Origin of the sequence: Enterococcus sp. DIV0436a (genome assembly GCF_051711605.1) — a bacterium.
Classification (GTDB): Bacteria; Bacillota; Bacilli; order Lactobacillales; family Enterococcaceae; genus Enterococcus_B; species Enterococcus_B faecium.
The window spans coordinates 660,276-673,293 of sequence record NZ_JBIONA010000001.1; the positions used below are offsets into that span (position 1 = coordinate 660,276).

11 protein-coding genes are annotated in these 13,018 nt (G+C 36.6%); 8 read left to right on the forward strand and 3 right to left on the reverse strand.

Annotated elements, in window-relative coordinates; genetic code table 11:
* Nucleotides 1-133 precede the first annotated feature (133 nt).
* From pta to IGL15_RS03075, 3 genes are all read left to right on the forward strand, one after another.
* Nucleotides 134-1,114 (forward strand): phosphate acetyltransferase, encoded by a 981-nt coding sequence (gene pta, locus IGL15_RS03065; protein ID WP_002287068.1) that lies wholly within the window; start codon nt 134-136, stop codon nt 1,112-1,114.
* Between the two features lie 122 nt (nt 1,115-1,236).
* Nucleotides 1,237-1,710, forward strand: a complete 474-nt coding sequence (gene tsaE / locus IGL15_RS03070) for a tRNA (adenosine(37)-N6)-threonylcarbamoyltransferase complex ATPase subunit type 1 TsaE (RefSeq protein WP_002287066.1) — start codon at nt 1,237-1,239, stop codon at nt 1,708-1,710.
* Nucleotides 1,703-2,227 carry a GNAT family N-acetyltransferase gene (locus IGL15_RS03075; RefSeq protein WP_002287063.1) on the forward strand — a complete coding sequence of 175 codons (525 nt, stop codon included), beginning with the start codon at nt 1,703-1,705 and terminating at the stop codon, nt 2,225-2,227. The genes tsaE and IGL15_RS03075 overlap by 8 nt, the downstream gene beginning before the upstream one ends.
* A 489-nt stretch (nt 2,228-2,716) precedes the next feature.
* On the opposite strand, the gene IGL15_RS03080 is transcribed toward IGL15_RS03075, so the two are convergent.
* Together IGL15_RS03080 and IGL15_RS03085 are read right to left on the reverse strand one after the other, a co-directional pair.
* Nucleotides 2,717-3,250 (reverse strand): 3'-5' exonuclease, encoded by a 534-nt coding sequence (locus IGL15_RS03080; RefSeq protein ID WP_002291442.1) that lies wholly within the window; start codon nt 3,248-3,250, stop codon nt 2,717-2,719.
* A 1,106-nt stretch (nt 3,251-4,356) separates the two neighbouring features.
* Nucleotides 4,357-5,109: an exodeoxyribonuclease III gene (locus IGL15_RS03085; RefSeq protein ID WP_002297274.1), complete on the reverse strand. Its 753-nt coding sequence runs from the start codon at nt 5,107-5,109 to the stop codon at nt 4,357-4,359.
* 112 nt (nt 5,110-5,221) lie between these two features.
* Here IGL15_RS03085 and IGL15_RS03090 point away from each other — a divergent pair, with 112 nt between their 5' ends.
* The 5 genes from IGL15_RS03090 (at nt 5,222) to IGL15_RS03110 (ending at nt 11,915) form a co-directional block, all read left to right on the forward strand.
* Nucleotides 5,222-6,142, forward strand: coding sequence for a Gfo/Idh/MocA family protein (locus IGL15_RS03090; protein WP_002287059.1), 921 nt, complete (start codon nt 5,222-5,224; stop codon nt 6,140-6,142).
* 72 nt (nt 6,143-6,214) lie between these two features.
* The gene (gene murB / locus IGL15_RS03095) at nt 6,215-7,150 is read left to right on the forward strand and encodes a UDP-N-acetylmuramate dehydrogenase (protein WP_002287058.1); all 936 of its coding nucleotides are present in this window, start codon (nt 6,215-6,217) and stop codon (nt 7,148-7,150) included.
* 297 nt (nt 7,151-7,447) lie between these two features.
* Nucleotides 7,448-8,926, forward strand: a complete 1,479-nt coding sequence (locus tag IGL15_RS03100; protein ID WP_002287057.1) for a helix-turn-helix domain-containing protein — start codon at nt 7,448-7,450, stop codon at nt 8,924-8,926.
* A gap of 276 nt (nt 8,927-9,202) precedes the next feature.
* Nucleotides 9,203-11,263 (forward strand): bacterial Ig-like domain-containing protein, encoded by a 2,061-nt coding sequence (locus tag IGL15_RS03105; RefSeq protein ID WP_104765218.1) that lies wholly within the window; start codon nt 9,203-9,205, stop codon nt 11,261-11,263.
* Between the two features lie 82 nt (nt 11,264-11,345).
* A complete protein-coding gene (locus tag IGL15_RS03110; RefSeq protein ID WP_002287055.1) occupies nt 11,346-11,915 on the forward strand; it encodes a GNAT family N-acetyltransferase in 570 nt (189 codons plus the stop codon).
* A 174-nt stretch (nt 11,916-12,089) separates the two neighbouring features.
* Here the strand turns inward: IGL15_RS03110 and IGL15_RS03115 are convergent, their stop codons facing one another.
* Nucleotides 12,090-12,896, reverse strand: a complete 807-nt coding sequence (locus tag IGL15_RS03115; protein WP_002287053.1) for a hypothetical protein — start codon at nt 12,894-12,896, stop codon at nt 12,090-12,092.
* Between the last annotated feature and the right edge of the window lie 122 nt (nt 12,897-13,018).

Sequence of the window (13,018 nt, forward strand, 5' to 3'; positions counted from 1 at the left end):
TATAGTGCAGTTCGCTTTGTATGTGAAAAACTTAATTTTTCCAGCATTTTTGACTGATACAGATAAAATAAACTGTTCTTTTTTTCTGGAATAGTGTATGATAATACATATAAAAACGTCTGGAGGTCATCTTGTGGAATTGTTTGATAGTTTAAGATTTAAAATTGTTCGCCGTGGGATCAAAATCGTTTTCCCGGAAGCTACTGATGCTCGTATTTTAGGCGCAGCTGCCCGGTTGAAAGCAGAAGAACTTGTGGAACCCATTTTAGTAGGGAACGAAGAAGAAATAAGAAATGCAGCGCATGCCAGAGGAATCAAAACATCTAGCTTTACGATCATCAGCCCTGATAATTACGATAAGTGGGATGAAATGGTGGATACTTTTGTTGAACGTAGAAATGGAAAGGCATCCAAAGAACAAGCAGAAAAGATTTTAAAAGATGTGAATTACTTTGGTACGATGCTTACGTATATGGGGATTGCAGACGGAATGGTCTCTGGAGCGATCCATTCGACTGGCGACACTGTTCGCCCAGCACTTCAGATCATCAAAACAAAGCCTGGCATCAGTCGGACAAGCGGAGCGATGATCATGGTACGTGGAAGAGATCAAGAAAAATATGTCTTTTCGGATTGTGCGATCAACGTGAATCCAACTGCGCAAGAATTGGCTGAAATCGCCGTAGATTCTGCAAAAACAGCAGAATTGTTCGATATCGAACCAAAAGTAGCAATGATGAGCTTCTCGACAAAAGGCTCAGCGAAATCGCCAGAAGTAGACAAAGTAGTTGAAGCAACTAAAATCGCTAAAAAACTAGCGCCACAATACATGATCGACGGCGAATTGCAATTTGATGCTTCTTATGTTCCTTCAGTTGCACAACTGAAAGCGCCAGATTCAGAAGTAGCTGGTCAAGCAACAGTCTTTGTATTTCCAGAATTGCAGTCAGGAAATATCGGCTATAAAATTGCTCAGCGTTTCGGTAACTTTGAAGCAATCGGACCAATTCTACAAGGCTTGAACAAACCGGTTTCTGATTTGTCTCGTGGAGCAAATGAAGAAGATGTATATAAATTATCGATTATCACAGCAGCACAAACATTGATTGATTAACAAATACACGCGAACTAGCCAAAAACAGCAGCTGCTGTTCTTGACTAGTTCATTTTTTCTTTAAAAAAACTTCATTACGCGATATACTGGCAAAAAGAAAGAAGAGCGGGAGAAGATGAAAAATGATCGAACTATCAGGATTAACAATGACAGAACAATTCGCAGAGGCAATTGGTCATTCCGCAATGCCAGGTGACAATCTGATATTGACTGGTGATCTAGGTGCGGGTAAAACAACGTTGACGAAAGGAATTGCCCAAGGATTAGGGATAACGCAAATGATCAAAAGTCCGACATACACGATTATTAGAGAATATAGTCAAGGTCGGATTCCGTTGTATCATATGGATATTTATCGGGTAGCAGCTAGCGGAGCAGATTTAGGGTTAGATGAATATTTTGAAGGTGATGGGCTTTCCGTTGTTGAATGGGGAAATCTATTAGAAGAAGCACTGCCGGAGGATTATTTGGAACTGATTTTAGAAAAAAGTGATACAGATTTAGAAAAGCGGTATGTGAAACTAATCTCATACGGGGAGCAAAGTGAAACCTTCAAACAGCGAATTCTAGAAAAATGGGCTGAAAATCATGAGTGAAGAAGTTGGGATCATCTTGCGGGAAGCAGTGCCAGGAGATGCAAAAGACATTCTTTTGATGATGGGACAAGTTAATAAGGAGACAGAATTTTTAGTTTTGGATGAAGCAGAACTCCTGTTACCACCAGAAACCTTAGAAGAAGAGTTGGATTATATATACGAAAGCAATAATAATTTATTGCTGCTTGCAATCTATGAAGGGACGATTATTGGAACAGCATCTGTCAAGGCAGACAGTCAATTTCGTTTGTCTCACGTGGGAGAAGTCGGTATCAGTATTCTGCAGGAATATTGGGGAATGGGACTAGGCACTCTTATGCTAGAAGAAATCATCAGTTGGGCGAAGGAAATGGGTGTACTTTTTCGATTGGAGCTTGACGTTCAAGTTCGTAATGAAAGAGCCGTACACCTTTACCGAAAAATGGGCTTCCAAATCGAAGCGGTCATGCCTAGAGGGGCAAGAACAGATCTAGGTGAATTTTTAGATGTATATAAAATGAGTTATTTGATTGAATAGAAGAAATAGGAAAAGAGTGAGAAACTGTCATCCTTTTGAGAAGGCAGAAAAACACACGAAGGGACTGTGACAAAAGTCGTGTCGCAGTCCCTTTTTTTTGAATAAACGGTGTTCAATCAGCTGACCTTCGGTATTAGCTCAAAAAACGGCAAAATATGAGGAACTATTTTGCCGTTTGTTTCTCTAATACTCAGGTCAAAACGCTGATTTCACAACCTCTTGGTAAACGGTGTCCAAAAGCTTGCATCTGCGGTAATAAGTCCAACCAAATGAAAAATATGAGAAGCTATTTTTGTTTGGCTGTTCTTATTACTTGATGCAGAACAGCTTTTTCACAACCTCTCCAATAAACGGTGTTCTCCTGCCAGCTCCTCGGTCCCCAGTCACAATATTTAATAAACATGAGAAGCTATTTTTTGAAATTGCTCCTTGTGACTCGGAGTGAAACGGCAGGCTCACGACCTCTTTGTGTGTTTCATAAGTATTCTTTTACTTTATAGTCACAAGTTTTTTCAATGGATCTGTCCCGAATTTTTTTTCTTGATAAAGCAGGATTTCCGCACATGCACGACTATCTTCCAATGCATCATGGTGATGATCTAATTGGATGTTCAAATTTTCGCACACAGTGTTCAATCGATGATTTGGAAATTCAGGAAACAGGCGACGGCTACTTTTCACTGTACATAAAGAAAGATAATTAGGCTGTTCAAGATGATAATAATCTAAGCATCCCGCTAAGACCTTTGTATCAAAAGCAGCATTATGTGCAACGACTAAACGATTTTTTTGAAAATATGGTTGGATAGTTTGCCAGACTTCTGGGAATTTCGGCGCATTGCGTACGTCTTCTTGATGGATTCCGTGAATTTGGACATTTCGCCAGAAAAAAGGAGTCTCAGGCTGTATCAATGTATAGAATTCATCAACGATCTGGCTATTTTTTACCATGACTAGCGCAAGAGAACAAGCACTATAAGGCTGATGATTGGCAGTTTCAAAATCCATGGCAACAAAATTCATTTCTGTAAAACCTCCTTGGGAAATTACTGTAACATACTTTTGAAAAAAGCAAATAAATTTAACAAAAAACATAGAATTTTTTATGTAATATTTGTTGAGAAAAGCTAGTTTTTGAACTCATTCCTTGTGATTTGGAGTTAGATGGGGATCATGACTTCTCGGTATTAAGTCAAATTTATGCAAAGTTGTGAGGAACCATTTTCAAAAAAATTTCTTACGACTCGAAAGTAGGCGACTTTTTCACAACTTCTCCACTAAACGGTGTTCAATCAGCTGACCCTCGGTATTAGCTCAAAAAATGGCAAAATATGAGGAACTATTTTGCCATTTGTTTCTCTAATACTCAGGTCAGGACGCTGATTTCACAACCTCTCCACTAAACAGTGTTCAATCAGCTGACCCTCGGTATTAGCTCAAAAAATAGCAAAATATGAGGAACTATTTTGCCATTTGTTTCTCTAATACTCAGGTCAGGACGCTGATTTCACAACCTCTCCACTAAACAGTGTTCAATCAGCTGACCCTCGGTATTAGCTCAAAAAATAGCAAAATATGAGGAACTATTTTGCCATTTGTTTCTCTAATACTCAGGTCAGGACGCTGATTTCACAACCTCTCCACTAAACAGTGTTCAATCAGCTGACCCTCGGTATTAGCTCAAAAAATAGCAAAATATGAGGAACTATTTTGCCATTTGTTTCTCTAATACTCAGGTCAGGACGCTGATTTCACAACTTCTCAATAAACGGTGTTCAAAAGCTTGCATCTGCGGTAATAAGTCCAACCAAACGAAAAATATGAGGAACTATTTTTGTTTGGCTGTTCTTATTACTTGATGCAGTGCAGCTTTTTCACAACCTCTTAATAAACGGTGTTCAAAAGCTTGTATCTGCGGTAATAAGCCCAACCAAACGAAAAATATGAGGAACTATTTTTGTTTGGCTGTTCTTATTACTTGATGCAGGACAGCTTTTTCACAATCTCTCGATAAACAGTGTTCAAAAGCCAGTTTCTCGGTATTATGCCAAATTTATGCAAAATGTGGAAAGCCATTTTCACAAAATTTTTCTTAATACTCGAAACTAAACGACTTTTTCACAACCTCTTTATTTCAAATCTAATTCTACTGGACAATGATCACTGCCCATAATGTCCGTATGGATCTTTGCATCAGCTAGTCCTGGCTCTAAATCTTTGCTCGTCAAAAAGTAATCGATCCGCCAACCAGCATTGTTTTTCCTTGAATTGAATCGGTAGTTCCACCAAGAGTAGACACCTTCCTGGGTTGGATAAAAATAACGGAATGTATCGATAAACCCGTTATCCAACAGTCGAGAAAGAGCCGCTCTTTCTTCTGGAGTGAATCCAGCATTTTTTTGATTCGTTTTCCAGTTTTTCAAATCAATCTTTTGATGAGCGACATTTAGATCCCCACACACGATGACTGGTTTTTGTTTTTTTAGATTTTCCAAATAATTATAAAAGGCTTCTTCCCATTCTAATCGGTAATCTAAACGTTTTAATTCGCTTTGAGAATTTGGCGTGTAACAGGTTACAAGAAAGAAATCGGAATATTCCAAAGTAATCAGACGGCCTTCTGTATCATGGATATCGATACCCATTCCGTAAGTGGCATTCAATGCTGGTTTTTTAGCAAAAATCGCTGTGCCGGAATAGCCTTTTCGTTCCGCGTAATTCCAATATTGATAATAACCTGGAAGATCTAAATCAATTTGTCCTGCTTGGAGTTTCGTTTCCTGCAGACAGAAAAAATCGGCGTCTAACTCATGAAAAACTTCTAAAAAATTTTTATTTACGATGGCACGAAGCCCGTTTACGTTCCAAGAGATAAATTTCAATAAAAGCACACTCCTTCGAATTAATTTCCTTACCTTTGCGATACTATTGTACCTCATTTTAGTAAAAAATGGTGTAAGATGAAAGTAACTAAATGATCCAGGAGGAAAGTAGATGAAGATTGGTGTAATCGGTGTAGGGAATATCGCAGAAAAAGCATATTTACCAACTTATGCGAAAAAACAAGGAACACTTGATTTTTATTTTGCAACAAGAAATAAAGAAACAAAAGAAAGAATTCAAAAAGAGTACGGGTTCCAACATCTATATGAAACGATCGATGAGCTTTTAGAAGAAAAAATCGAAGCATGTATGATCCACGCAGCAACAAAAGTACATTATGAATTAGCCAAAAAATGTCTAGAAAATGGTATCCATGTTTATATTGACAAACCACTGAGTGTCCATCTAAATGAAGTTCGTGAATTGCAAGAATTAGCTGATAAGAACCAAATAATTTTGATGATCGGTTTCAACCGGCGCTTTGCTCCTATGGTAGAAGAATTGAAACGTATCCCAGATAAGCGGTTGATCCACCTGCAAAAAAATCGAATAGCGGCAAAAGAAACGACAGAGTTCGTCCTTTATGATTTGTTTTTACATCTTATTGATACAGCTGTGTATTTATTAGATGAACCCATTTTGAGAACAAAATACCAGATAAGAGAAACAAAGGAATTTTTGGAATATGCCATTTTACAATTAGAAACACAAAATCAAACGGCTATTTTAACGATGGATTTAGCAAGTGGCGCTAATATAGAAAAATATCAAGTAACAAGTAAAAATGGTACTTATGAAGTAAACGATCTGACCCAGCTTGTCATTCAAGATGCTGATGGAAAAAAAGTGAAAGAATTTGGCGACTGGACAAACACGCTAGTCAAACGCGGGTTTGAGCCAATGGTAGAGGCCTTCTTTTCTCAGATCCGTTTAGGTAAATCGGAAACAGAATTGCTTAAACAAAAAGAAGTTGTAAGAAGTCATGAATTATGTGAGGAAGTGCTTAAAGATCACTACCGTCATCAACTTTGAACAAGACTGGCAAGATTGTATTAAGCGTGATAGAATAATGAGGACGTTTGAGAAAAGAAAGGAAAATCCTCAGTGAATAAAGAAGAAATAGTTGAAAGCTTAGCCACGATTACTATATTGTTTGATGAACCATTGATGAACTATACGTTTACGAAAACAGGTGGACCAGCTGATGTCCTTGCATTCCCGAAAAAACAAGAAGAAGTAAAGCAAATCATCGATTATTGCCGAATCCATGATATACCTTGGATGGTATTAGGAAATGCAAGCAATCTGATCGTTCAAGATGGCGGGATTCGCGGTGTAGTCATCATGCTGACTGAAATGAAACAGATTCATGTCAAAGGAACGATGGTCATTGCGGAAGCAGGTGCCTCACTGATTGATACGACTTATGCAGCTTTGGCAGAATCATTGACTGGATTTGAATTTGCTTGCGGCATCCCGGGAAGTGTCGGTGGAGCGGTTTATATGAATGCAGGTGCGTATGGCGGAGAGATCAAAGATGTTTTTGCTGAAGTGGATCTTTTGCTTGAAGATGGAACATTGAAAACTTTGACAAAAGACGAAATGGTATTTTCTTATCGTCACAGTAAAGTCCAAGAATTACGTGCTATCGTATTGGAAGCTCGATTCAGTTTGCAAACAGGGGATTATGAAGCAATCAAAGCAAGAATGGATGAGTTGACCGAATTGCGTCAATCAAAACAGCCATTAGAATACCCTTCATGCGGAAGTGTCTTTAAGCGCCCAGTAGGACACTATACAGGTCAGCTGATCCAACAAGCAGGATTGCAAGGCCTGAAATGGGGCGGTGCACAAGTCTCTGAAAAACATGCTGGATTCATCGTCAATATCGATCATGCGACAGCGACAGATTATATTGAATTGATTGCGCACATCCAAGAAGTAATCAAAGAAAAATTTGATGTGTCTTTAGAAACAGAAGTGCGGATCATTGGAGAAAAACAAGCAATATCAGAAACAAGCAGAAGTTTAGCCAATTAATAAGTAATGGAACTTAAAATAAGTAAAAGAGCAGGACGGTGGCCGTCCTGCTCTTTTTTGTGGTTGTTTACGCAAATGGCGCAAATCTTGTACATTTTAACACAATAAAACAAAAAATATAGAATATTTCCTCATAAATTTTTCCATTTTTTGCAATATTCTCAAAAAAAAGATAAAAAATGAGAATAACTGATGAAAAAACAAGCATAATCCATCATAAAATCAGTATAGGTGAAAAGATGAACTTTCATCTGCATATCAAGTAATTGGTATGAGGCATTTTTTGAGGTGTAGGATATGAAGTTGGATTACCTTATAGAAGAGGAAGATAGAGAAAAACTGCTGCTAGCTAGATATTTAGAATTTGAGAAAAAGAATTATGTAGTGCTGCCTAAGTTATATGAAACATTAGGTTTGTCTAAATTTAAAACAAGAAATTATATCATAGAATTAAATAAAGAATTTACTGAATTCAAAACAAAGCCAGAGATCCAAATTTCAGAAGAAGCAGAGATCCATGTCGAACGTCTGAATTTGACGGATATCAAAAATTTAAGAAGAATCTACTTTCAACGATCAAAAATTGCTCGACTGTTAACGGAGATCGTGGATTCAAAAGTAACGATCGAAAAATTTGCAGAGAATCATTTTTTAAGCATATCAAGAGCCTATGTAAAAAGAAGAGAATTAGTCTCTTTTCTTGAACAGCATCAAATAAAGTTAAAGAAAAACATATTAGTTGGGGAAGAAATAAACATACGGAACGTATTATTTGGGGTATATTTCGGGGTCTTTAATGGTTTTTCTATGCCATTTAGAGAAAGCGTCATGAATGAAGCAAAGAGTATCGTGCAATATTTTGAATATCTGTTCAATTTAAAACTGTCTGCAACAAAACGAATCAAATTCAATTTGCTAACCACTATTAGTTTGTTGAGGGCCTATGGGAATCAACCAATCGGAAAACGTTTCTTTTCAGATGAATACTTTAAGAGCTCAGAAGGAATGAAGATCATCAAGGATTTATCACATATTTCTTTTCTTCATATCCCTAAAGAGCAGATCATTGATGAGATTTCTTATATCATGTTGTTTTTGATCACGGAAGAAGAATTTGAATTAGATGGCGCATTTGGACTTGCGGAAGCTCATTTTCATGATATCCACATGATTAGTCAAAAAATGTCAGTGGAATTGATTGATCAATTACCATTTTCGATTGAAATCTCTGAAGAAGAAAGACTATATATACGAAAAGAACTTCGTATGGGTATGATGCATGTCAATCGAAAAAATTGGATATTCGACTTTGAGATGACTAGCTTTACGTCTAAAAAGCAGCTACAGTTTTTCTTCGAGACGTATCCAATATTCAGTACAGCAATCCAAAAGGTCATACAAGAGAATAAACGCTATTTCTTGGGAAAAGATGAACGTTTCATGATTCGCTTATTTTATGATTATCTCTTTTTATTGGTCGGTATTTGTCCGGTATCATATTTTGAAGCACCGATTCATGTCTGTATTGATTTTTCGCAAGGATCTGCTTATACCGATTACATTATTTCTCAAGTGAAAGGATTTAAAAATTACAATATTGTGATTGAGAGTCGAATCACTTCTCGTACGAATATTTATTTATCTGATTGTTTACTTGAAAAATTTAATAAAGAACAGATAATTTGGAAAAATCCACCGACTCCAGATGACTGGGAATATTTTGGAAATACCATCATCAGAGAAAAAAATAGACATTTAACTGAAAAAATCAGCTAGTATTTATGGATGGCAGCTTTGTCTCACATATTTATTAGCTGATTTATGTTTTTTTCAAAGAAAAGGTAACTAGATATAACTAGATATAACTAGATATATTACTTAACAAAATTAAAAAGTACATAAGTTATTATTCCGATTTTCTTGAAACAATAAAAAATCAAAAAAAATACTCTCCTAATAGTCCATCTTCTTTTGATTTTATTTATATAATGAAATCATCTTATGAAAATTACTACTTCATGTTTAGACAAGAGTAGGGAGGACTAAGAATAAATGTGTTCAAAAAGACGTTCAAAACAACTAAATAAACACGCTTGTCGTTTAGATAAGGAACGGTCGTGTTCTGAAAAACACTACGTTAAGTTTATGATGCGCACGATGCTGATCAGTTTATCTGTAGGTGTCTATATGCATGTACCCGTTCAGGCAACGACACAAACCATCAAGGTCGTACGTACCTCTGTTTCTGAGACCACTGATTCCCCTATCACTATTACTCATACTTTCACTGATGCAAATGGAAAACAGCTACTTCCTGCATTGACTTCCTATAATAAAGTCAGTTATCCTCCAACGATAAACCACTACTGGTTAATTCCTAACAAAACATTATGGACATCGGAAACCGGAAGCAGTGTGCCGCTTTCTATCTTTTCCGATATGACTGATCCTACAAAAGGTGATCAGTTAAAACAGATCACTGATATTTTGAATCATGCTTTGACAGATATAAAGGACGGTGGAAGCGCACAAGTTTCTTATGTATATGAAAAAGATTATTCACAGTTTGAAGGAAAGAAAATCGATGTTCTGGCAGGGACAAAAGTTTCGATATCTGATCTGGTAGAAAGGCTGAAGAACGCAGATGGAACACAAGGAGATATGTCCAAAGTAATTTCAAACAATGGGAATATCGTGGATACGACTAATACAGGAACATCTACTATTTCCTTGTCCTATTTTGATCCAATTGCTTTAAAAACAATGACTGCATCTGCTGTGATCCATGTTCGTGCTGATCAAACAGCTATCAAAGGAAAAGATCTTCACTTAAGAACAGGAGAGAGTTACGACCCTAAAGATCTTGTTGAATATGTAACAAAAAGCGATGGAACTTCAGGAAATAAAGAAGAAATCAAAATGAACGGGACAGTAGATACTACAACTCCGGGAGAATATCCCGTTGTATTAACTTATATAGACTCGAAAACATCAAATGTGGCAGAAACAACAGCTGTAGTTTATGTAGAAGCATCTGCTGCTTCATCGACTGTCATCACTCATTTTATAGATAGTCAAACAAATAAAGAACTTCAAGCAGAAACACATATGAGTAGTGTAAATCGTATTCCTGATTTGCGCCTACCTGCTGAATTTTCTGATCGAGTGCCAAATATAGATTTATCGACTTATGAACAAAATGGGAAAGTCACTTCTATTTCTGATTGGATGCAAGCAAACGGATTAGACAGAAAAAGTCACTGGTCGGAGATCCTTGAAGTACTTCACTCAGAACTGATGAATAATAGGAAGCAATCAGGAGGGGAAATTACCTTTACTTATGTTTATATACCAGACAATCGTTCATTAGAAGGTCATGATCTTATTGTTCATCCAAACGAAAAAATAAACAAAGAAGAGTTGATCCAATCAGCAACAAATTCCTTAGGTAAACCCGTACCGTTAAAGGATGTATCGGTTACAATCAATGAAGTACCATTGGAGGATGGTTATTTGACCAAACAAACAGGTGATTTTACGATTATGTATAGTTATCATGACCCGTATTCACTCCAAGAACTCCATGCTCAGTCACTATTACATGTTTTACCATTAAACAAACAGATAGATCAAAAAGAACAAAAAAGACAAGAAGAAAGCTTGTCAGAAAAAAAACAACAAATGGCTCATGCAGTTTCTCCAACAGGGAAAGTAAAACAAACAAGAAGCCTAGAGTTAGCAAGAATATCTAGAAAAATCTCAGAATCTAATAAAACGATAAGGCAAGAAGCTCATTTGGCCCCACAAGTTTCTGGATTGGAAAATGAAATTTTAGAGCCTAAAATAAAACAACAATCAGAAAAAGAATTTGTTGCTAAACAGTCGGAAGATCAGAAGGAATCAGATGACCAGAAGGAAACGAAGAAAAAACGCTTGTCAACTATTGATTCCACCGATGAGCATCTGCAGCCGCAAGTACCACTTCCTAGTCCGGGAACACCCGCACCTGGTGGAGGTATTCCTTCTTCTGCTTTAGGAGATTTCATGCGAGGTATGGCAGGAACATGGGTATACGCTAATCGAAATGAATTTGACGCAGATGACTGGTTCTGATTTATATCTCTATCTGTTATAGTCAAATAAGTAGCTGAGTCATATGTTATTTGGCATAATGGAGACGAGGAGGGATAGAAAAATGTTAGATAAAACGTTACCTTACGCAGAAATCTGGATGACAAGACCACTTCAACAAAATGTTCCAATCACGCCTTTAGCGGAAGGTTTTGAATTTCGATTTTATCAAAAAGAAGATGAATCTGCTTGGGCGGAGATTGAGACTTCCGTTGGGGAATTTCAAACGACAGATGAAGCACTTGAGTATTTTCAACAAAACTTTGCTCCTTATCCTGAAGAACTTGAAAGAAGGATGTTTTTTGTAGAGACAAAAAAAGGAGAAAAAGTAGCAACCTGTACCGCTTGGCGAAAAAAATCAAGAGAGCAAGTGTATCCGGTTTTTCATTGGTTAGCAGTGAAACCAGATTACCAAGGAAAAGGGCTCGCAAAAGCATTGACTGCCAGAGTCTTGCAAGAATTTCCTACCCTCCATACGGACGGACCAATCTATCTTCACACACAGACATGGAGCCATCAGGCGATTGCTCTTTATAAAAAAATGGGTTTTACTTTTATTGCTGAAAATCTAGACGGCACACCTAATCCAGATTATGAAAAAGTTATGCAGGTTTTAAGTAAATTAGATAAATAACGAAATGGTGAAATAAGTCCTCAGTATTGGGATAAAAAACGAAATAGTCATTCCTCATATCTTACTTTTTTGAGTTAATACTATCGGATAACTAATGGCATGCCATACATTCAAAAAAGAAGGGGCAGTGACAAAAGTATTGTCACTGCCCCTTCTCTTGTTTTTTAGCATGTTTTATCGTTTGATTTTTTTAGGAATAAAATTCTTGATGAACGTAAATTTTTGGTAATCGTTTCGACTATAGAGGTAACCAAATACACTGAAAACAACTGCTCCAATAAAATTAACAAATAAATCCTTCATAGTATCCATGATTCCCACGTCTAAGTAACCATTTTGGATGATTGTTTTATCTGTTTTACCATCTGCATTTTGACTTTCAATGATTGTCCGAGTGATATCTGGAACATGATAGACAGTGTTTCCGTCTTTACTTAACTCCACACTATTGATTTGCTGGATGATCGTATCTTTTTGCATATCGAATTGCAGTAATTTATCTGCTGAAAATTCCACAAACTCCCACATAACACCAACTGTCATCGAAAAACAGAAGGAAACAACTGCTAGTAATAAAGGAGTCAAGTTCATGGTTTTTGTATTTTTATTGAGCAAATAAACAAGGGAAAAGCCGACACCCCCAGCTAAAAATCCGCTGAATGCATGTAGAAAAGTATCCCACATTGAAAAATAGCCATAAAAATCACTTAACTCTCCTAAAACTGTTGAACTAAAAATAAAAGATAACAAAATGATTTCTAGCATATTTGGAATCTGTATCTTTAATATCTTTTCCAGAAAATAAGGGATTTCAAATAAAATTAATGTCAGTAATAAAAGCATTGTATTTCCCCAGTGTTGGTTCCAGACCTGATCCACTAGCATAATAACGACGATGATACGTAATAAAATATAGATTCCGTTTGTGATTCTACCTGCAGTTTTTGTACTGTTCGTAAAAAAGGTTTTCAAATGATTCATAAAATAACTCCTTCATGTATATCCTTAATTATACTAAGAAGCGTGTGTTTACCAAAGCTATATGACTTAAAGAAAAACAGAGTTGATATTGTGAAAAAAATCACTTAATATAGTATAAGGAG